Origin of the sequence: Hydrogenophaga sp. PAMC20947, assembly GCF_004795855.1 — a bacterium.
Classification (GTDB): Bacteria; Pseudomonadota; Gammaproteobacteria; order Burkholderiales; family Burkholderiaceae_C; genus Hydrogenophaga.
In genome coordinates this window covers 111,307-132,520 of the sequence record NZ_CP039252.1, presented here as the reverse complement: position 1 = coordinate 132,520, position 21,214 = coordinate 111,307, and the positions used below count along the sequence as shown (strand labels likewise).

Below are 21,214 nucleotides of genomic sequence, written 5' to 3'. Positions count from 1 at the left end.
GCCGGAAGGAACCTCTCACATGCGCGCCATCGGCAACTTCCTGTGGTTCATTCTGGGGGGCTTTTTCATGGGCCTGGGCTGGTGGATCGTGAGCCTGCTGGCGTTTGTCACCATCGTCGGTGCGCCCTGGGGCCGTGCCTGCTTCGTCATCGGGAAATTTGCCTTTTTCCCCTTTGGTCACGAAGCCATTGACCGCAAGGCGCTCACCGGCCAGGGCGACATCGGCACCAGCCCGTTTGGCACCGTGGGCAACATCATCTGGTTTCTGCTGGCCGGCATCTGGCTGGCCATAGGCCACGTGATTTCAGCCGTGGCCCTCTTCCTGACCATCATTGGCATTCCCTTTGGCCTGCAACACCTGAAGCTGGCGGGCCTCGCCTTGGCCCCCATTGGCAAAACCATCGTGCCCAAGGAAACAGCCTGGGCAGCCCAACGCCACAACGCCCAGCGCGGCGTGAGCACAGGTCGAAAAGTCGCGTAGCAGCGGCCCTCAGGCGCTCAATCGGGCGCCTGACCCCGTCACCGCCGCGAAGACGTTCCGGGCAGCCTCAAACCGACAGCGCATCGAGCTGGGCCTGCAAGCTCATCACCTGCTCGCGCAAAGCCGTGTTTTCAAGCTGCAAGGCCGCCACCTGCGCCTGCAAGGCCTGCGCCTCGTCCACAGGCGCATACCGGGCCGTTGCGCCGTTGCCAGCTTCGGCTTCTGTCGAATCCGCCGCATCGTCCGCCTCGCGGGGAGGCTTTCGCCGCGCATCGCGCACGCGCTTGGCCGCCAGCTTCAGCTCCTCTTTGCCCGCGCTGACGGCCGCCTTTTGCTCTTCCGCCGGCAACGAAGCCACTGCGGCGGCGGCATTGAGCGACAACGTGCCCGCTTTCAACGCCTCCACCAGCTCCGGCGCCGCCTGCTTCTGGATCTTTTCGATCATCACCACCTGGCTGCTGCTCAGGCGGGCCGCTTTGGCGATGTCTTCGCGGCTGTTCAATGGCTTGGCCGCCGGCAGCCCATCCGTTTCGCCAGAGGCGTCCCAGGGAGCGGTCGACGAATCGGCGGCTACAGCCCCATCCGGCGACGGCTCGGCCGCTTGCGCCTGTGCACGCCGCTCGGCCAGAATCTCGCGCTTGCGCAGCGCCAGCACACCCCGCTGGAAATCCGACACGCTGCGGCGGCCCAGATGCTGGTCGATCATCCACAGGTGCACGTCGTCCATCGACTGGAATCGCGTGTTTTGCACCGTCTGAAACGGCAAACCGTGTTTCTGGCATATCCCGTAGCGGTTGTGCCCGTCCACCAGGGTTTCGCCCCACAACACCAGCGCATCGCGGCAGCCCTCGGCCAGGATGCTGCGCTCCAGCGCCTCGTGTTCGTCTGGGGTCAGGGGGTCGATATAGGCTTTCAGCTCGGGGCTGACGGTGATGTTCATGGGAATAGGGTCCGGGAAAGGCAAGCAGGGCCGAAATTGTAGTGGGCGGCCATGACCGCCCGGTTCCAGGCATCGTTCGCAGCGGCCCACGGCGCAGCAAGCAGACCAGGCCCTCTTTTCGCCTGTGTTGCTATAAAACCGATGCCGTCCGTGAAACCATCCGGCCAACAAGGCAAAATAGGGGCATGACAAAAATAAAAATGCTCAGCGGCGGTGCCGTTCAGGGGTTGGTCGCGCAACTCCACGATGCCTTTCTTTCCGAGACGGGTTGTGAGGTCGAGTGCGTGTTCGATGCCGTGGGCACGATCGAAGACGGTGTCACCGACGGCGAAGCGGCCGACCTGGTGGCCCTGACCGATGCGCAGATCACGCAGCTGGAGCAAGACGGTCATGTGGTGGCGGGCAGTGCCCGTATCTTGGGCGTGGTCAAGACAGGGGTCGCCGTGCGCAAGGGTGATCCTGTGCCCGATATCGTCTCCACCGATGCCTTCGAGGCAGCCCTGCTGGCGGCCGAAGGCATTTACATCCCCGACCCCAAGCTGTCCACGGCCGGCGCACACATCATTCGGGTGCTCAGAAAACTGGGCATCAACGAAGACGAATTGAAGACACGGCTGCACATCTTCCCCAACAGCGAAGAAGCGCTGGCCGCGCTCGCCAAGGGCAAAGGCAAGGGCTTGCTGGGCTGTATCCAGACCACCGAAATCCGGTTTGCCCCGGACGTGGTGGTGGCCGGGCTGCTGCCGGGCAAGCTGGGCCTGTCCACCATCTACAGCGTGGCCATCACCACCCAGTCGAAAAATCCTGTGCAGGCGGCGAAATTCATCAGCAAGCTGATCGGCTCCGATGCCGCACCGCTGCGCGTGGAGATCGGCTTCGAGGCCTGACAGCCACCCCTTGCTGTCCCCGCTGGGGCTGCGTGACATGGCGCAAGGGCATCCCTGGTGCCCCGGGCAAACCATGGCGGCTTCGGCCCCGGCCCCTCTTTAAATGGGTTTTCTGAACCGCGTTTCCTGATGCAAGCTCCGCAGGCTGCCCTCACCCACCGGCAACTCGCCAGCCAGGCATCCACCCCGGTGGCTTGACGCCAACCAGCCGCCCGCCACGAAAATCGGAGCGATTCAGTTGAACGCAGCGCAGATGGGCTGCTTCGCCTCACGGCACTGGCCCAGATGATCACCCCCCATCCCCTGCTTCGCCTGCCAGAGCACCCCGTCTCCTATTACTGGAGTGGTGATGCCATCCGCAGCCGGCGCGTGAGCGGTACCGTGCGGTCGGGCCGGGTCGATGTGCCTGCCCCCCCGCGCGCTTGCGAGCAGATTGGAAACACGAAATATCGCAGCACCTGGACTTGGCATCCGGCGACGTAGAAGCCTTGCCTTTGGCGCGAGCACGCACCCGCTGGCCAGACTTCAAGATGTACCTGAAGGCGGTGGCCGACTGGACACGCACGCTCGGTTTGAAAGAAGTGCTCGCCGCCAGTGACATCGCCCTGATGGCCGCCCTCGGCACGAAATACCACCACGACGCTGATCACTACGGCGGCATGGCCTTTTGCAACCTCTTTCTGAGCGAAGACTGTGGTCTGGACGTGCATTTTCCCGCTACCGGGCATCGAATCCCCCTGACCAGAGGCACGGTTGTGATTTTCGACACCGGTCAACCTCATGCTGTCATTGAGCGCCACAGTGACCGTTCGAATACAGAGGGTTCACCCCCCAACGAAGACCGCACTCAAATATTCCTGACCTGGGAACTGCCGGTCGAAAACACCGACGTCGGTCGCGCCCTGCAGATCGCCTTTGACACCGATCCAGCGACCTCGTTGAGACTGGACGAAGAGCAGGTCTGGCTGAACGGTGCGCGGGTCAGCGTGTGCCCGGATACGGGTCGTTGGTGCCGGGCGGATTAAGGCCGCTCTGCACAGGCATCAGTGGTCTTTATGGGTCACGACCTTGTCGTGTTTTCGAGGTTTTCCGGCCCGCCCTGCCTTTGACCAATCGTAGTCCTGGCCATCTGGCGTCTTTCCATTCACAACGGCATCCACGCCAGGTTTCCCAACCTGATTGGGATCCTCGGCGACCATGGTCACAAAGGAATACCCAGCATCGCGTTTTTCTTTGACGAGCTCCAGCGCCTTGGCGAGCAACGAGGCATTTTGAGAGCAAGCGGCGTGATCAGCACCGGTCCAGTAAATCTTGAACATGGTTCATCTTAAAGCTCCCCAGGCTTCCCAGGAAGAGCTTGGGACGCCCGAGTTGACATCCAAGCCCCTGTCATTTGCGGCCGGTTGCAGCTGGCCGAATGTAGGACTTGCGAGCGTCGTGCATCGACCCTAAGGAGCCCTTTGTGAGTTGTCACAAGGAACGACTGCTCTACTTCGGAACTTGTCCCTCGCACGCGCCACCGTAGTAGCCAGTGATAGTGAAAGCAGACTTTCTCGTGAGGCATTTTGTGCGCTCACCTGGCCGTAGGAAGAGGTCTGCGCTCAACCCGCTCTATGTTTTCACAAGTTGGCTCCTCTTCAAGCATTGGAAGACTCAACAAGCACTTATGGCATCCCCAATAAGTGCGCCAATGGACGTGTTGCAAGTCGACAACGAGAGAATTCGAGCCGCTAAATCGGGCTGTACGATCTTGACTCTCACACGGCACAAAACCCGCACACAGCCAATCCCAAAACCTACGCAGCTGCTAAATATGTTCTTCGATGCACTAGCGCAGCTCATCGCGCGAATGGCCACGCGCCCAAGAGTTTCGTTTCCGGACGGCGCGGCAGAATCACTGCTCGCCTGGTTGCGAGACGGCAAGTCAACCGACGGGCTTGATCTGTTTAGAACGCAGCGGCAAATCCCAAGAGCGTTCATCGAGGACGGGGGGATCGCGCCGAACGACCCAGAACGCCGTGCACTGGTTGCTGCGTTTGCCGAACTGCCCGATCCGCAGGCTCTTCGCTTTGGCGAGCTGTTAGTAGCGGTGTACAACAACCCAGCGATCTCTGCACCACAAAGGTTACGGTTGCCCGCCGACGCAAGCTGGGTCGAGTACCTGGTTCGGTTTGCTAGCGCCCAGGTCAACGTTTCGAGTTCCGTCAATGCAATTGATCCGATCGATGGACTCGACTTCGCACACCTGTCGCACCTGCTTGAGATCGCGGGTCATCAGTCAGACCTCCTACTTCGCTCGGTCAACGACAGCGATAGCTGCATCGCGGTGCCTGAACTCCGTCTGTTCTGGTGCACCATGCCGGGCTACGCCGAAACCGCGCGCTCGAAAGTGGCCAGCCTGCGCGAATGCCTTCGCGCTGATCCGCGTACTTCCGCCGCGACACTGCGAACGATAGCGATCGCTACACCGGAACTGCTGGACGGACTCGCTGACGCGATAGCACCGCTTGCTGGGAGTGGCGACTTGCGGCTGCGCGCAGCACTCGCGATGGCTGCTCGGTATGGCGGTGATGCCCTGCGTTCCGCACTGGCTGACGCGGGTCTACCGATACTGTCTACTGGCGCTATTCCAGTGCGCCCCGCCATTGTGCCAAGACCAACTGGATGGGCTGTACCCGACGAAAAAGAACGAGCTGCTTTGGTTGTCGCAGTTGGTCGGGTTGCGCATGCGGCACTGGACCCAACCCAGGTCGCGGCCCGTGATCGGCCTACCGATGGCAGCCAGGGCGATCGGCCGATTGAACCCGATGCGGTTTTGCTTGCCGATTTGCGCGAGGCGCTGGTCATTGATCACGCCGATGGGGGGCGATCGCCAGATGCACTTCGCTGTTCGATCGCAATGCGTGATTTCGTGCCGGCCTTCTTCGCCGATCCAGTTGGTCGCAATATAGATCTCGCGCATTTTATGCGCTGTGTAATGGCTCTCAACCCACAGATCGGGGGTAGTGCGCACGCGGTCGATGAGTTCGTCGAGGCTTTGGTCACCCACTACCGTGACCAGGAGAAGCCCGATCTGCGTGTCGTGCGGGAACACCTAGCAGCCATTGGCATCCGCCGCGACGCTCTCTTGCGCAGGCTCTGCGCTGGCGAGATTGCGCAGTACGTCGCTCACTGGCCAGCGGCAGCCGTCGCACCACTGCTAAGCGAGGTTGACGACTGGTGGCGTTTGCCGCTTGAGCCATTGTTGCAAGGGTTCCAGCCAAGTCCTGATGGACACCCACTTGCCGGACTGATAGCCCGTTTGGTGCCAATGCCCGATGTGCTTGCAGACTTTTTTCTTGAGATCGCACTCGCGCCGCCAGCAGAACACGACTCCGACACCAGCTCTATCTATCGAGGCCAGGAACGGGGGAGGCCGCGAGCCGCACGTCGCGCGTTGATGTCGGCCGATGTCCGCCTGATTGAGCGTCTGCAACTCGCAACTACCCGAACACACGCGGCGTCGGCGCTCGCCGCTCGCGCATGGCTCGATGAACGCAAACAATATGCAGTTGCGCCGGTACAGCCATCACCGTCCGACGCAGCAGCTTGGATCGCCGGACAGGTTCTTAAGTTGAGGGCCCTTGATCTGTCCTCTAGCAATGTCGCCGAAAGTGCAGTACAGGCGATCGCCGAGCATGAAACAACATCTGCGGTGCACTTGCTGCGCATGCTCGCGGCTCAGCGAATCGATGGCATCAACGATCGCCGCGAGCCATGGTTTCGCGCCAATGCCGCGTTGTACCGCTTGGCCGAGCGGCGCAAGACGACTGTGGACGAACTGGTTGATCGCTCAGTACCAGTATCTGGGTTTGGCCAGCCGGGAGTCCCGCCCTTGGCCGCACTACTGAACCTCGAGCGTGCTCGACTGCAAGCTGCGATGGATCTAGGTCGTCGTTGGAAACCTCAGGACTGGGAATCAGGCATTGCAGCGCATTTATTGTTGCGCCGCCTCGCGCGAAGCCTGGTTTGGCTGGCAGTCGACGATCAGCGCGTGATCGCCTCATTCCGACCCGACGCCAAAGGCGTGACGCGTGACTCGAACGGTGCACTAGTCACGATCGACACCAGTGTGAAGATCGTGCTCGCGCACCAGCGCTTACTCGATTCGGCATCGATCGATGCATGGCGTACGGCCGACGCACGCGACGGCATCGAACCCGTATTTAGACAGTTCGGACGAGTGCAGCCCACCGTATCGGATGATCCGCGCTGGGCACAGGCAATCGAGAACTTTAAAGGGCAACGCGTTGCCCGAGCCGCCTTCGACGCACAGGTAGCGGCGCTCGGTTACGAGGCTCGCAGGGTGTCCGAACGAGGCACTTGCATCTACGAGCACACTGTGGGTGACAGCCCTGCGCACCGGGTCGAACTTGAGATCGAGCGAGACGGCGAAGAAGTTGTGCTCAGCACTCTGTACTTTCGGTCAACAGATTTTCCCGAGGTGCCATTGCCACGGACGCCAGGCATCATTGCGAAGCGCGTTCCCCCCATTCTGGTGGCCGAACGCTGCTCCGATCTCGCTGAGATCGTGACTAACACGGTGCCCTTGCCCGTAGTTTCGACCGTTCAGGCCGTTGCCGACACGGCGAAATCCGATTGCCTCTTGATCGACGCAGACCTATCTGCCGACAGCCTCCAGACGGCGGGTGAATTTTTGGTTGCAGCGTTGTTGGTGCTCGAGCGGCTACGGCCGAGTGTCGAAGGCGACTGGTTGTCGCCGCTAAACCTGGTTGCCCCGGCGCCGATGTTCGCCGAAAAAATGCTGGCTATCAAGTCAATCACTAAGGGGCTTATCTTGAATGGCGAGGGGCGGCAAGGCCGCTACGAGCGCGAGCTAAAGTTTGAGCATCTCGCGGCAGATGTGTCGCCACTTGGCCGCGCGGCTACCGCGTTGCTTCTGCCGACCGAAGGAGTTGGACCTTCCCTGCTGGAATTCGCGGCGGAAGCACTGAGCCTGTTCGGTAGAACCTGGGTCGTTCGCTCAGACGCGAAGCGCGGTGCACGACCCGAAAAATTGCACGATCGGCAGAACTTGCGCACATTGGTCGGTACGGGGTGTTACGGCTCAGGAAATGGCGATATCGCCGGATATGCTCGCGCATTCGAGAAGGACGAGCACCTCTCGTCGATGCCCGTCGAGCGGTTCTGGGGGGAAGGTGGTGAGCGCGTGCTTGACGCCGTTCAAAACTGGCGTAAGGGCGGCGTAGCTGCCAAATGGGGAATGGAGGACAACAAGCGGAATAGCGATCAGCTCGCGGCAAAGATCTGGGCTTGGACGCCAAAGCGCATGCTGATCCGGAAACCTGACTATCCGAGCGCGCGTGTGCGTGCGGTTGCGATCGATTGGCATACGAAGGAACTGCCGCGTTTTGCGCCAGAACTCCTTGCGCAGTCCGATCGCAGTTGACTTCAAGGATCAGGAGTAGCTTCATGTTTCCTGTTAGACCGGCTTGACTGGATCAACTGCCAAGCATGGCGATTTTGAGACCACTTTCATGAAAAAGAACGGCAACCTGCGGATGCACAGTCGGATCGTCGGCACTTTTCAGAGGGTGCTATGTGGTGGGTTGGGTTTTTTGATTCCTTGGTCAGCGCAAGCAGCCTTGGAGACAGCCAATTCCGGTGCTACCACTGAAACGTCGTCATTGACGGGTGTAGGTCGGGCACTGGGCATGATGCTCTTTGCCTACCTGGCGCTTAAGTGGACGAACCGCCGCAAGTCGGACAACGATGAAGAGACGGGATTCATGGGACAACACATCAAGCCGATCTACGTCTGGTTAGTGATTATTGCTGGAGTGGTTTTGCTGATGTGGCGATCGGGGTAACGCATGGACCTGGCTTCTTGACGAACTGTTCGCCGCGGAGACTATCGTGTTGACGTCTTCACCCGCTCCGCCATTGCCAGAAGTCGGTTGGGGACGCAGACTGTGAGCGACAGCTTTGGAGGATGGGAGTATTGGATCGCCAGTCGACCTGTGGCGGCTGCAATCTGAAACCTGACCTTTGAATGGCGATTTCCTGATCCATCGGATGACCGCAAGTGGCCGAAACCACCAGTTTGTGGCCGCTCCAGGAAGCCGACGCCCGCAGTCGGGCTGGACCGAACGACCGCTTTCTCATGTCACCACCGGCGCGAGTCGACCCTGAGCTGACGCACGCCTTATCGACAGGGGCGCCCGGAAGCAGTCACGTGCTGCCGAGGTCTGGCGGTTACATCACGATCTCGCCTGCAGGCGATGCACTGCGTCTCCCCGTGGCTGATCCGAAACGGGGACTCAGGCTGGGTTCTTTGGCGTGCTGCCGTGTGTTACGGCATCGCCCGATTGCGCCGTTGTGTGCGCCACCGTACCGACTGGCCAAAGCGTGGCGCCTATGCTGAGCACCAGTTCAACTAGCGGTGCCGATCGCCAACACAAGGAGTTTTTAGCCATGGGACAGAGCAGCCTTTTGGGCACAAGCAGGGCTCCCACAGAGGCCAAGGGTCGCGACACCCGGGCACTGGGGCCGAGTGACAACTCGGACAGCGGCAGCGACACCGTCGGCGTCGCAGACGCGCCGGGCACCGACCCGTTCGTGCCGGTCGACGTAGCGCTGGCCGACGACGCGCAGCACCCGCTGGAATCTCGCGGCGGCGCGCGGCCCGGCGCCGACAGCGATGCCGCCGGCACCGGGGAACGCCGAAGCGCCGCCGACGACCCAGGAGACCGCGCGGGCGCCGACATCTCGGTGGACCGCATCATCGAAGCGCCTATGGCGCACGATGCCGGAGACCCTGGCCTGGACGTCATGGACGACACCGACGCAGCACGCGACGCACTCGAGGGCGCGATGGCAACCGACCCGATGTCCAAGGAATTGCCGAGCGAGGACGAAGAATCGGTCATCGAGACAGCCGCCGCACGGCGCAACGCTGGCCGCGAGGGCGACGGACAGGACGGGCCGCCTTGACGAAAAAGGTGAAGGGCGGCCTATGGACTTCCCTTGCGACGAGAAGGGGTTGGGTGGCTCGACGACTAGCGAGCGGGCACGCGAGAGCTAACCATTTGCACGCGCCATGGTCGGCAGGGACTTCGACTGGCTGCAGGGGTCTCGGGTGATGGCGCAATGCGTCACATTGTTCTGTAAGCTCGCGAGCGCTCCACGCCTGCCGGGTCGTGCGGTCAGGGTCGCCTGACGCCCGCCAGGCTGGGCAACTCGCCGTCGCTGTCGCGGCTCTCGCGGCGTCTGATGACGCTGAACGAGGCATCGGTTTCCAGTACCGCAGCCTCGGCTTTCGTCGTGGCTTCCCAGCCCGGCACTGCGAATGGCGTTGACGCTCGGCGAAATCAGCCAGGGCAACGGAAAGGGCCTGCCAACGTTCACGCTCGTGCTGCGCGATCCGATGCTGCTGTGCAGCGTGGTGCCGGCACGTGGCCCCGTACTGCCAGCCGACGCCTATTTCCGCCGCCAGATCGATATCGAAGCGATCTCGACGGTGCATTGGCCCTGAAAGGTCCCCGCGGACGCCTACCGCTTCAAGGCCGCGAACTGATGATCAGATTGCAGTTGTCTCCGGCTGCAACCTCGATGAGACGAGCGGTCAGCAATTAGCCGGGACGGCCAGTTCGCGGACGCACCAGGAAGCCGTCACCAGCTATAAAGCCGGTCTGAACGACCGCTTCCTCAAGCCGCCGCCGGCGCTAGTTGTAGTTTCTCACGACGTTGTTCCCTGCAAAGCCAAGGCGTGAAGCGGGAGGACGGTGCTCAGTTGCCGAGTGTGGGCGCCTGAAGTTGTAGTGAATCATCCAAGGTTGGAGCTCGCTGGCGCGCACATCTGAGCCGGGGTAGACATAGGCATAAGCCCACTCACGCAGCAGCGTCTGGATGAAGCGTTCAGCCTTGCCGTTGGTGCGTGGCGTGTAAGGCCGGGTGCGCTGATGTTTGATCTTCAAGCGGCGCAGCAGTTTTGTGAACCGCTTGGATCGGTAAGCCGATCCGTTGTCTGTCATGACGCCCCAAATGCGCACGTCCAAGGCCCGGTAGTAGCGCAGCGCTGCCAGGAGGTGGCTACACGCGCTGTGGGCCTTTTCATCGGTAAGCAGCTGACAGAAGCCCACACGTGAACGGTCATCAATGGCCACATGCAAAACCTCGTAGCCAGCCCGAGGCGTCTTCTTAGTTCGGTCTGCCGTGACCCTGTGCCCGGGCTGCTTGAAGCGCGGGAGCTTCTTCATGTCAAGGTGCAACAACTCTCCTGGCGTTTGTCGCTCATAGCGCACCACCGGGGGAGTGCCTTCGACAGGTGGCAGTTTGCCCAGCCCCGCGGCTTTACAGGCACGTGCCACAACACTGCGCGAGAGCCCCAGGCGCTCAGCGATGCGCTCAAAGCTCAAGCGCTGGTTCTTGCGCAAGCCCAGGGCGCGTTCAATCTTTTGCACACAGGTGCGTTGCGGCATTGTGAGAGGGCGTGAACTGCGGTCAATCAAACCCGTCGGCCCGTGTTGGCAGAAGCGGCGCTGCCATTTGCGAGCCGTGCGGGGGCTCAGTCCCGCAGCTACGCAAGCGGGCTTGAGTCCAACGCGCTGTATTTCTCGCATCAAATGTGCTCGACCTTTGGGCGTCAATGAGGCATTCTTGTGGATGTTCATTCGAGGAATCCTGAAGAAAGTTGGGAGATGTCAGAACCTCCATCTTCCTTCACCTCGGGTGAACAACCTCTTGGGAAACTACAGCTAGTCGACCCACTGCTGTCGCTCAACAAATCGAAAAACGGACTTTCGTGGAGTGAGGGCCTCAAGGCAACTTGGCCGCCACACCCGAACCCCAAGCAAGGCCGAAGTGCCTAGATCTCTTCCACTGAGTTGAATGGGTGAAGTCACGGAACAAGTCAAATACTCTGAGTCGGCTTCAACGACCCAAGTTGGGCCAATGCGGGTGGTGGTCGTCGATCACAAAAGGGTGCGAATGCCGTGGGCCTTGCTCGGTGGCCCCCGCGCCATGGGCATGTCCTGCTGGCAGATCAGGGTGTTCGTGCTCGATGGACTCTGGATCCTGGGGCGGCCAGACCCGTGTGGCCACCCAGACGGCCAATGCGGCAGCGCTGCCCAGAACAGCAAAGGTCAACGGCATGCCAAAACGGACACCCGACCATCCGGCCAAGGGATAGAACAACAACCAGCAGGCATGCGAAAGCGCAAATTGAGCGGCAAAAAGCGCGGGTCGATCCTCTGGATTTGAGGATCGCCGCAACAAGCGCCCGGAGGGCGTCTGCGCGGTCGAGTAGCCCAAACCGAGGGCAAACCACAAGGTCATGAGCGAGGCATGTCCGACCACCAAGGTGCCGGTAAACATGCCCACGACCATCAACACGATGCCAGCCAACATCACGCGCCGGTCGGCCAGCTTCTCCAGCAGACTGGGCAAGACCAGCGCTGCCATCATGGAACCTGCTCCGAAGCTGGCCAACGCTAGGGCTACCGCGCTCTGGGGCAAGCCAAATTTTCCCTGCACGATGACCACCGTGTTGACAAAAACCATGGAGCCTGCCGCTGCGACTGCCGCGTTCACGGCCAACAGTCCGCGCAACCGAGGTGTGGCCAGGTAAATTCGCAGGCCGCGTGTGGTCCGGTCATAGATACTGCGGCGCTTTGGAGTTGGATGCGCAGGCAAAACCACCGAGACCACCAACACGGCGGAAGCCAAGAACCCAAACACCGTGCCAGCAAACAGATCGTGAAAGCCGATCACCGTCAGCAATGCGGCAGCCAGCATCGGACTGACAAGGCTCTCCATGTCGTATGCAAGGCGTGAAAGCGACAAGGCTCTTGTGTAGTCCGCCTCTTCTGGAAGGACGTCGGGGATGGTAGCCTGGAAGGTGGGTGTGAAAGCAGCCGACGCTGCCTGCAACACAAAAATCAACACGTAGATCTCCCAGATCTGGGAAACAAATGGCAGCAGCAGGGCAACACCTGCTCGGACCATGTCCAGCGTCACCAGCATGGTGCGTCTGGGCAGGCGCTCGGCAAAGGCTGCAGCGACCGGCGCCACGCCCACGTAGGCGATCATCTTGATGGCCAATGCCGTTCCCAGAACCATCCCTGCGTTCTCGCCCGCCAGATCAAAGGCCAATAGTCCCAGCGCCACGGTCGCCAGACCGGTCCCGATCAAGGCAATCACCTGAGCGGCGAACAAGTGGCGGTAGGTGCGGTTGGAAAGAATGGCCAGCATGTTTTTGTCTCAATGGATCAGCGTTCGGTATGCAAGAGCCAACAACTCAGAGGTACCGAGTGATTTCCTTGAACTCTTCCATGGAGTGCTGGTGCTCTCCCGCAAGTGGTCCCACGAGATGCTCAAGGCAATGGTTCAAATGGTCCTGGATCAGCGCCTTCTTGGCTTGTTGTACAGCCTTCTCCACCGCCTGCAACTGCTGAGCGATATCCAGGCAGGGACGGCCTTCCACCAACATGGCTATCGTGCTGTTCAGATGCCCATTCGCCCGCTTTAGGCGTTTGATGACGGCTGGGTGTGAAGCGTGAATGTGCGGTTTTGTCATGCTCCGTATTATCCTCCCTAGGGGGATACTATAATCCTGCGAAAACCCACAAAAACTTCATGACCCTGCTTGCTCAACCATCCACACGGCCTACTCTGGCAGCAATGTGTATGCGGTGGCTGGTGCTCATCGTGATCACATTCGGGACGGTCGTCTCATCGATAGGACTCACGAGCTCCCATGGTCTTGCAGCTATTGTTGAATCGCATCAATCTGCGCTGACCTCTGCCGGGGATCTTCACGGACATGAGCATGCCGATCAAGGTGTCGAGGTCTCAGCAGCTGATGAGCGTGCAAGTGGAGAGCATCCCCACCACGCAATGGATCATTCGCACGACTTGGCCCATCACCTGCCCCTTGCCTGGGGGGCTGCATCGCCGCAGCTCCCCAGCTGGGAAGTCATGGTGCGGCCTTGGATTGAAATGGGGCAAGCCTACCGGCTGGATCGCCCACCGATGGGCTGAGGCGCTTCTCGTCACCGCCTTTGCGCTGCGCCTCGCAGCGCGACCCTTTCTTTCAGACCATCGGAGTCTTCATGCACAGCCATGTCCTCGACAGGCTGCCACGTTCGCCATGGGCGAACTGGCAGACCCGTCTGCTACTTCTTTCTGCACTCGTCGTTTGTCTTCTCATTGGAAGCAATGAAGCCTTCGCCCATGCCGTCACGGCTGGTGACAAAGGCTACATCCAGGAAATATCAGGGGTGAACCTTTTGCCCTTCATGTACTTGGGTGCCAAACACATGATGACCGGGTATGACCACATCCTGTTTCTCTTCGGGGTGATCTTCTTCCTCTACCGCATCCAGCACATCGGTATCTATGTGAGCCTGTTCGCATTGGGGCACTCCACGACCATGATCCTGGGCGTGTACTTCAACATCGGGATCAACAGCTACCTGATCGACGCGATCATCGGTCTTTCTGTCGTCTACAAGGCGTTGGACAACATTGGCGCTTTCCAGCGGTGGCTGGGGGTTCAACCCAACACCAAAGTTGCGACGTTGGTCTTTGGCCTGTTTCACGGTTTTGGGTTGGCGAGCAAGATCCTGGAGTACGAAATCTCCGCCGACGGGCTGGTGCCCAACCTGCTCGCCTTCAACGTGGGCGTGGAGATCGGGCAACTGCTGGCGCTGACGGTCATCTTGATCGGCATGAGCTTCTGGCGCCGCACTCCCAGCTTCATACATCACGCCTACACCGCCAACGTCGCCATGATGAGTGCGGGTTTCATTTTGGTGGGCATGCAACTCACCGGCTATTTCGTGTCTTGAGCACTCAAGGAATTTTTAACATGTACAACAGCGATACACCTGCACGCGTTGAGCTGCCTTCTTCGAAACAGCTCCTGCGATCCACGATCTTGGCTGCTATATCGGCCCTGGTCCTTCTAGTGGCAGTGGTTCTACCTGCTGAATACGGTATCGACCCAACAGGGGTTGGACGTGCCCTGCGTTTGACAGGGATGGGTGAGGTCAAACAACAATTGGCGGCAGAAGCGGCAGCGGATGCAGCAGGAGTACCAGCAGCAGCCTCAACGGAAGCCGAAGCATCAGTTCTCCCCAACGCCAATGCGGCACAAACAGCAACGAAGCCTGTACCAGAAAACTCCGCGAGTTCTCCCGTCCCACTAACGGTACCCAAGGTGGCGTGGCGGGACGAAATTCCCTTCACTTTAACGCCGGGTGAAGGAACGGAAATCAAGTTGAAGATGGTTGCGGGCGCCAAGGCTCCATACGCCTGGGTGGTCAAGGGTGGCGCAGTCAACTTCGACACACATGGCGATGCGCCAGGCAAATCAATCAGCTATGAAAAGGGTAGAGGCGTAGCTTCTGATGAAGGTGTTCTGGAGGCAGCATTCACGGGCAACCATGGCTGGTACTGGCGCAACCGGGGTCAGTCAGATGTTCAGTTGGTCCTGCGCACCCGTGGCGACTACAGCGAAATCAAACAATGATGTGGAAACGGGCGCAGTGACCAATTCGGCTGCGCCCCTTACTGCTCAGCATTCGATCTAAATCGCAATTGAAACCCCCAATGAAGGCGATCAAAACGCTCGGGAGTTCGCTCTTGATCGCCTGCTTTCTGGTGGCTCTCACCGGCTTCGAAAAATCTGTCCACGGACACAGCCACGATTGAGAGCATCTGGTTACTGCTAACGCAGCTTCAATGGAAGATCACCGTCGAAGGACCGGTTTTGGCAATCGCCGTAAATGATGCCTTGTGGCCGAAATCTGACTTTCTTACCCATCAATGAAAATCCCGGCTACCCGTCGCCAGCCGCCCCAGCAACGGCGTCAAGTCCTCCAGGTGCCCGGCGATCAGGTTGCCCACCTCACCTTCGCGCTGCCACACGCCGCGCACCGCCAGCAAACGCGCGCCCAGCAACGCCTGCTGAAACCGCTCGCGCAGGGCGCGCCAGATGATCACCTGCACGGTGCCGGTTTCGTCTTCCAGGGTGACGAAAACCACGCCGTGCGCGGTGCCGGGTTGCTGGCGCACGGTGACGATGCCGCAGGTGCGCACGGGGCGGCCGTTGGGGCAGGCGTGCAGTTCCTCGGAAGTCTGGAAACGGCGCTGGCTCAGCTGTGTTCGCAACAGCGCGAGCGGGTGGCGGCGCAGGGTGAGGCCCAGGCTGGCGTAATCCCACACGATGGCTTCGCCTTCGGGGGCTTCTTTCAGGGCCAGCCAGTCTTCATCCACCGGTGCGTCCTTGAGCAGGATGGGTGCGCTCTTCAGGGCAGCAGCGTCCCACACTTGCTGGCGGCGGTGGCCGCTCAGAGACTGAAGCGCGTCGGCGGCGGCGAGTTGCTGCATGTCGTGTTGCTCCAGGCCTGCTCGCCGCGCGAGATCGTCAACGCTCTCGAAGGGTTTCTCGCACCGCGCAGCCACGATGCGCTGAATGGCCTCGCGCTTCACGCCCGAGACCATGCGCAAGCCCAGGCGCACGGCGATGGTTCCCCCTTGCCTCTGCTGGCCTGAGTGGTCGTGGCTCGACTCCAGCGTGCAATCCCCATCGCTGCACATCACATCCACTTTTCTCACCTCCACGCCATGGCGTTTCGCGTCTTGCACCAGCTGGCTCGGCGTGTAAAAACCCAGCGGCTGGCTGTTGAGCATGGCGGCCAGAAACTCGGCGGGGTGGTGGTGTTTGATCCAGCAGCTGGCGTAGACCAGCAGCGCAAAACTCGCGGCGTGGCTTTCGGGAAAACCGTAGCTGGAGAAGCCTTTGATTTGCTCGAACACGGCCTTGGCGAACTCCAGTTCGTAGCCGCGCTCGGTCATGCCGTCGATCAAACGCCGTTCGTATTTGCCCAGGCCGCCTTTGCGTTTCCACGCCGCCATGGCGCGGCGCAGACCATCGGCCTCACCGGGTGTGAAGCCGGCCGCGATGATGGCGATCTGCATGCACTGCTCCTGGAACACAGGCACGCCCAGGGTGCGCTCCAGCGCCTCGTCCAGCGCCTTGGGGTAGGTGATGGGCTCTTTGCCCTGGCGGCGGTTGAGGTAAGGGTGCACCGCGCCGCCCTGAATGGGGCCGGGGCGCACCAGCGCCACCTCGATCACCAGATCGTAAAAACAGCGCGGGCGCAGGCGCGGCAACATGCTCATTTGCGCGCGGCTCTCGATCTGGAACACGCCCACGGTGTCGGCGGCGCAGATCATGTCGTAGGTGGATTCGTCTTCGGCTGGGATGTCTTGCATCTGGAACACATAGCCCTTGCGCGCGCTGATGAAATCCAGCGACTTGCGCAGCGCGGTCAGCATGCCCAGCGCGAGCACGTCCACTTTCAGCAGGCCCATGGCGTCGAGGTCGTCTTTGTCCCACTCGATCACGGTGCGGTCGGCCATGCTGGCGTTTTCAATGGGCACCATGCGCGAGAGCGGCCCGCGCGTGAGCACGAAGCCGCCGGTGTGTTGCGACAGGTGGCGCGGGAAGCCCATGAGCTGGGCGCTCAGGCGGATGAGCTGGCGCACGGCGAGGTCGTCGGGGTTGAGCCCCACTTCGGTCAGCCGCTCTTCAGCGATGGTTTTTCCGTCCCACCACCAATGGCCCTTGGCCAGCGCGCTGAGGGTGGTCTCGTCAAAACCCAGCGCCTTGCCCACATCGCGGATCGTGCTGCGTGGCTGGTAGCTGATGACGGCGGCGGTGAGCGCGGCGCGATCACGGCCGTATTTGGTGTACAGGTATTGAATGACTTCTTCGCGCCGTTCGTGTTCAAAGTCGACATCGATATCGGGCGGCTCGTTGCGTTCCCTGGAGATGAAGCGCTCGAACAAAACCGAGGTGCGCGCCGGGTCAACCTCGGTGATGCCCAGGCAATAACAGACCACGCTGTTGGCCGCCGAGCCACGCCCTTGGCACAGAATGCCTTGCGATCGTGCGAAGGCCACGATGTCGTACACGGTCAAAAAATAGTGCTCGTAATTCAGCTCGCTGATCAACGCCAACTCGTGTTCGATCTGCTCATGCGCCTTGGCCGAAATGCCCGCTGGCCAACGCCACCCTGCCCCTTCATAGGCCAGGCGGCGCAAATAGCTGGGCGGCGTTTCACCTTCGGGCACGACTTCGCTGGGGTATTGGTAGCTCAACTCATCGAGCGAAAACTGGCAACGCTCGGCCACGCGCAACGTCTCGGCCATGAGGTCTTCCGGGTAGAGTTGCGCCAGGGCCAGGCGCGAACGCAAACGTTTCTCTGCGTTGGGTTCCAGTGCGAAACCGCACTCGGTGAGCGGCTTGCCCACGCGCGTGGCGGTGAGCACATCTTGCAGCGGCTTGCGAGAGCGCAGGTGCATGTGCACATCCCCCACGGCCACCAATGGCACCGCCGTGAGCGCGCTGCTCTGGCTCAGCTGGTACAGCAAGATTTCATCGTTCAATTGGCGCAATTGCTCCACGCCGAGCCAGCAACGTCCGGTGAACTGCCCGAGCAGCCAGCGCGCGCAGGCATCCACCTGCGCTTGCGTGTTGCTGCGCTCGGGCACGGCGATCACCAGACAGTCGGCCAGCTTGGCCGCGTCGATGCCGGAGAGCGTGAGCCGGTAGGTGCCCTTGGCCGAGCTGCGGCGCAGCCGCGTGATGAACTCACACAGGTTGCCGTAACCGTTGAGGTTGGTTGCGATCACCACCAGCGTGAACGGGTGCGCGCAGTCCACCCTGAACTGGCTGCCCACCAGCAGTTTCAACTGGTGCTCTTTCGCGGCCACATGCGCGCGCACGATACCCGCGAGCGAGCACTCATCGGTCAAGGCCAGTGCGGTGTAGTCCAGCGCCTTGGCGCGCTCCACCAGTTCTTCGGGGCGGCTGGCGCCACGCAAGAAGCTGAAGTTGGAGAGGCACCGCAGCTCGGCATAAGGAGGAATACCAGGGGGTTGCGGCGTCATGGGTGACTCCGTGGCCCAACGCCCCCCAGGGCACCGCCGGGCCGGCTTTGCCGGACGGCCAGTGCCGCCCCCTTTAGGGGGTCGCGCGAAGCGCGGCGGGGGTGTTTCATATTCAAGCAAAATGCCCGTGCAGATACCAAGCCGGCTCGTGATCCAGCCGCGTCTGAAACACCCACAACACCCCCGCCAACGCCGACAACGCCACCCAGTAATCCCGTGCCATATAGCGCGTGGTTTCAGCCTCATCGACAGGCGTTCCCGAGACCCGGTCCCACCAACCCCCCTCTACCCGCTGCGGCCCGGCGAGCAACTGCAATTCACCCTGGTAAATCGGCCGATTGCCACGCATGGCCAGGCGCAGCGGCTGCGGCAAGACAAACGTGGGCTGCGGCAACTCCGGGCCCGGCGCAGGTTTTCGCGGCAAGACCAGCGGCGCGGGTTGCCAGCGGCACATCCACTCTTGCCGGTGGTCTTCGGTCAGCACCGGTCGCAACACCCGCTCTGGCCCCAGTCGTGCGGCCAGCCGCTCCAACACCAGGTGCAGCGTCTCGCCCTGGTGCACCGCGTTGTCGGGCAGCAGCGAAGCGCTGGCCTCGGTGAGCCGGTGCACCGTGTCGGCGCTGAGCCGCAAATCGCCCACGGGAGCCGCCAACTCGACCTTGCCCAGATGCTCGGCCAGCAAACGGCTGAGGTGTTCCACGTTGCGTGTGGGCTCGGCCGTGCCCACCGTCAGGTGCCCGCCCTCGCCCACCTCGCGCGAACGCATCACATCGTGTGCCCAATGCAGCGTGAACGCTGTCACCCCGCTGTGGCGCGCCGCCAGCCAGCCCGCCATTTGCAGCAGCAACCGTCGGGCACCCGACAACAGCGCGGACGCTTCGTCCACGCGAAACATGAGCTCCAGCCGCGCCTCGAACGTCTCGGGCAAGCCCACCCATTGATGCACCTCGGGCGCCAGGCCGTAGGTCTGGTCGAGCGCGGTCAGCAGCGCCTTGTCAAAGCGCCGCGCCATGCCACCGCGCGGCAGCGCACGCACATCGCCCAGTGTGCGACAACCGATGTGAGAAAGCGTGAGCGCATGGGGCCGCACCGCGCTCAAAACAGCCATGGGCAGCGCATCGAGCAAGGCCTCCAGCGGCCCACGCAAACCGTTTTCCCGTCCCGCGCGCGCCAGCGCCAAAGCCGCCAGGCTGTTGGGCGCCCAGGCCAGCTGGCCCACGCCCAGCTCCCGACCCTCGCCCCAGACCTTGTCGCGCAGCGCGCGCCGCCCGCCAAACAGGCGCACGCTGCCCGCCACCTCCATCAGCACCGCGTCGTCAGCGAGGGCCACACGGGGCGTGAATTGCAACGCCCAGATCGCCAACGCCTGCAACGTGGCCGGCTCAATGGGGGACGGTGCGTTGTCGCTGGGCGGGGGCAACAGGAGTGCGGACCAGAGCATGCTCAGCCTCACGAACAAAAACACCAACCCCACGGACAGGCGTGCTGGGCAACAGCGCACTGGGAACCCGCAAACGCGGCGTGAGAATGCGGTGCAAGCCCGCGGGCACGCTGGGCAAGCGCAGCATGGCGGCCAGCGGCGGGCCTTTGCGTTTGAACACATCCACCAGCAACTCCCAATCCAGCCCCACGCGCGCCAGCAGCCGCAGCGGCGCCGCAGACGATTCCTGCGCCGCACTCGCCGGGCGGCACAAAAATACCGGTGCCTCACAACCCGCCGCCAACACCTGCAGGCGCCGGATCTGCTCGGTGCGCACCTGCGGCAACCAGGCGATCAATGCGCCGCAGGCGTTGGCCTTGATCAACTGCTCGGCGCTCCACAGCCGCTCGGCCGGCGTTTCGGCCTGAATCCACACCAGTTGCTTGTCGCTCAAACCCGCCAGCCGCAACCCCGGCACATGGGGCATGCGCGGCGGCCCCACCAGCACCACCGATCGCCCGGCGGCGCACACGCTGCTCAACACCCCGCCGAGCAGACGCCACTCCAGCGTGCCACTGTGGGCGGTCAAGATTTCGGTGAGACTGTGGCCCGGCCAACCGCCGCCGGGCAAAACCGCGTCCAGCGCCTCAAACCCGCTGGCATACACCTGGGCCACGGCACTGCCCAACTGATCGCCACGCCACAGCGCCGCCGCAACCGACGCAGGCAAAGCCCGAGCGTCAAAAGCGGCGTTGGAGGGGAAAGAAAGCCCGGGCAACGGAGCGTCGGCCGGGCGGGTGTCAGAGGCGATCATCGTTTCAATGTACTGTTTAAATATACAGTACCCGAAATGAATCAAGCTGTCCAGAGCATTCCATGCTCTTTTTTCCACATCACAACCGCTGGCGGGTCTTTTCGATGCGGATACTGACGGTCAGCGAACGCGAGTACTGGCAGCACAAGCATATGCAGACAGTCAAGGCAGGCGCATGGAAACGCGTCTGTGCGCCGGGTGCGCGGACTCCAATCAAGCCATCGAACCTGCAGGGCAGCCTGCCGGTGACCGTCTCCAAGACGGTGGCCCACGGTATTGCCGGACTGCCATTGAACAAGCGCTGACCCTTGGCGCAACCCCATACATGCCGACGCTGCACCGTGGCTTGTGCGGTGCGGCCATGGAAAGGCCCTGCGACAAGCCAGGTCGTGCGAGGGATCATGTGCCCATAAAAAAACGGGCCCATCGGCCCGTTTTGAAGGACATCGAAGAAGCGATTACTTCTTTTCCATCAACTTCTTACACTCAGCCTTCATCTTGTCGTCGGCCTTGGACTCGTCCATCTTTTTGCAGGCTTCCACTTTTTGCTCATCGGTCATGGCGCCGCCATGAGAAGCCGCAAAAGCGCCGAGCGAGGCGAAGGCAAAGGTCGAAGCGATCAGAGCGGAAATCAGTTTGCGCATAGGGTCTCCTGAGAAACAAAACAACGGGCACCAACATAGGTGCCAACGCAATGTACTGCAATCAGAGG

General features: G+C 61.6%; 18 protein-coding genes and 1 pseudogene. 10 read left to right on the top strand and 9 right to left on the bottom strand.

What is annotated here, in order from left to right; translation table 11 throughout:
• Positions 1 to 19: 19 nt before the first annotated feature.
• Positions 20 to 481 (top strand): YccF domain-containing protein, encoded by a 462-nt coding sequence (locus E5678_RS00600; RefSeq protein WP_136176736.1) that lies wholly within the window; start codon positions 20 to 22, stop codon positions 479 to 481.
• 67 nt (positions 482 to 548) lie between these two features.
• Here the strand turns inward: E5678_RS00600 and E5678_RS00595 are convergent, their stop codons facing one another.
• Entirely contained in the window at positions 549 to 1,421 is an 873-nt protein-coding gene (locus E5678_RS00595; RefSeq protein ID WP_136176735.1) for a plasmid replication/partition related protein, read from the bottom strand.
• 185 nt (positions 1,422 to 1,606) lie between these two features.
• Between E5678_RS00595 and E5678_RS00590 the strand changes: the two genes are divergently transcribed.
• Positions 1,607 to 2,308 (top strand): substrate-binding domain-containing protein, encoded by a 702-nt coding sequence (locus E5678_RS00590; protein WP_136176734.1) that lies wholly within the window; start codon positions 1,607 to 1,609, stop codon positions 2,306 to 2,308.
• A 285-nt stretch (positions 2,309 to 2,593) separates the two neighbouring features.
• A pseudogene (locus tag E5678_RS00585) lies at positions 2,594 to 3,333 on the top strand (hypothetical protein).
• Between the two features lie 18 nt (positions 3,334 to 3,351).
• Here the strand turns inward: E5678_RS00585 and E5678_RS00580 are convergent.
• Positions 3,352 to 3,627 carry a hypothetical protein gene (locus tag E5678_RS00580; RefSeq protein WP_136176733.1) on the bottom strand — a complete coding sequence of 92 codons (276 nt, stop codon included), beginning with the start codon at positions 3,625 to 3,627 and terminating at the stop codon, positions 3,352 to 3,354.
• Positions 3,628 to 4,121: 494 nt separating this feature from the next.
• Here E5678_RS00580 and E5678_RS00575 point away from each other — a divergent pair, with 494 nt between their 5' ends.
• The 4 genes from E5678_RS00575 (at position 4,122) to E5678_RS00560 (ending at position 9,842) form a co-directional block, all read left to right on the top strand.
• Positions 4,122 to 7,757, top strand: a complete 3,636-nt coding sequence (locus E5678_RS00575; RefSeq protein WP_168708455.1) for a DUF4132 domain-containing protein — start codon at positions 4,122 to 4,124, stop codon at positions 7,755 to 7,757.
• Positions 7,758 to 7,845: 88 nt separating this feature from the next.
• Entirely contained in the window at positions 7,846 to 8,178 is a 333-nt protein-coding gene (locus E5678_RS00570; protein WP_136176731.1) for a hypothetical protein, read from the top strand.
• Positions 8,179 to 8,647: 469 nt separating this feature from the next.
• A complete protein-coding gene (locus E5678_RS22875) occupies positions 8,648 to 9,301 on the top strand; it encodes a hypothetical protein (RefSeq protein ID WP_136176730.1) in 654 nt (217 codons plus the stop codon).
• Positions 9,302 to 9,656: 355 nt separating this feature from the next.
• Positions 9,657 to 9,842, top strand: coding sequence for a hypothetical protein (locus E5678_RS00560; protein ID WP_136176729.1), 186 nt, complete (start codon positions 9,657 to 9,659; stop codon positions 9,840 to 9,842).
• A gap of 190 nt (positions 9,843 to 10,032) precedes the next feature.
• Here the strand turns inward: E5678_RS00560 and E5678_RS00555 are convergent, their stop codons facing one another.
• The 3 genes from E5678_RS00555 to E5678_RS00545 form a co-directional block, all read right to left on the bottom strand.
• Entirely contained in the window at positions 10,033 to 10,980 is a 948-nt protein-coding gene (locus E5678_RS00555) for an IS481 family transposase (RefSeq protein ID WP_136176728.1), read from the bottom strand.
• Between the two features lie 259 nt (positions 10,981 to 11,239).
• Complete coding sequence (locus E5678_RS00550) at positions 11,240 to 12,559, bottom strand: MFS transporter (RefSeq protein WP_136176727.1); 1,320 nt, start codon at positions 12,557 to 12,559, stop codon at positions 11,240 to 11,242.
• Positions 12,560 to 12,605: 46 nt separating this feature from the next.
• On the bottom strand, positions 12,606 to 12,884 hold the full coding sequence (locus tag E5678_RS00545) for a metal-sensing transcriptional repressor (RefSeq protein WP_136176726.1): 279 nt from the start codon (positions 12,882 to 12,884) through the stop codon (positions 12,606 to 12,608).
• 535 nt (positions 12,885 to 13,419) lie between these two features.
• On the opposite strand from E5678_RS00545, the gene E5678_RS00540 reads away from it, so the two are divergent.
• On the top strand, positions 13,420 to 14,157 hold the full coding sequence (locus tag E5678_RS00540; protein ID WP_136176725.1) for a HupE/UreJ family protein: 738 nt from the start codon (positions 13,420 to 13,422) through the stop codon (positions 14,155 to 14,157).
• A gap of 20 nt (positions 14,158 to 14,177) precedes the next feature.
• Positions 14,178 to 14,840 (top strand): transmembrane anchor protein, encoded by a 663-nt coding sequence (locus tag E5678_RS00535; protein ID WP_136176724.1) that lies wholly within the window; start codon positions 14,178 to 14,180, stop codon positions 14,838 to 14,840.
• Positions 14,841 to 15,133: 293 nt separating this feature from the next.
• Here E5678_RS00535 and E5678_RS00530 read toward each other — a convergent pair whose 3' ends face one another.
• The 3 genes from E5678_RS00530 to imuA form a co-directional block, all read right to left on the bottom strand.
• Complete coding sequence (locus E5678_RS00530) at positions 15,134 to 18,268, bottom strand: error-prone DNA polymerase (RefSeq protein WP_136176723.1); 3,135 nt, start codon at positions 18,266 to 18,268, stop codon at positions 15,134 to 15,136.
• A 112-nt stretch (positions 18,269 to 18,380) separates the two neighbouring features.
• Positions 18,381 to 19,709, bottom strand: coding sequence for a DNA polymerase Y family protein (locus E5678_RS00525; protein ID WP_210731961.1), 1,329 nt, complete (start codon positions 19,707 to 19,709; stop codon positions 18,381 to 18,383).
• Positions 19,651 to 20,502, bottom strand: coding sequence for a translesion DNA synthesis-associated protein ImuA (gene imuA, locus E5678_RS00520; protein ID WP_247596864.1), 852 nt, complete (start codon positions 20,500 to 20,502; stop codon positions 19,651 to 19,653). Before imuA ends, E5678_RS00525 begins: the two co-directional genes overlap by 59 nt.
• A gap of 62 nt (positions 20,503 to 20,564) precedes the next feature.
• Between imuA and E5678_RS00515 the strand changes: the two genes are divergently transcribed.
• Positions 20,565 to 20,807 carry a hypothetical protein gene (locus E5678_RS00515; RefSeq protein WP_136176722.1) on the top strand — a complete coding sequence of 81 codons (243 nt, stop codon included), beginning with the start codon at positions 20,565 to 20,567 and terminating at the stop codon, positions 20,805 to 20,807.
• Between the two features lie 153 nt (positions 20,808 to 20,960).
• Here the strand turns inward: E5678_RS00515 and E5678_RS00510 are convergent, their stop codons facing one another.
• The gene (locus tag E5678_RS00510; RefSeq protein ID WP_136176721.1) at positions 20,961 to 21,146 is read right to left on the bottom strand and encodes a hypothetical protein; all 186 of its coding nucleotides are present in this window, start codon (positions 21,144 to 21,146) and stop codon (positions 20,961 to 20,963) included.
• Positions 21,147 to 21,214: the final 68 nt, after the last annotated feature.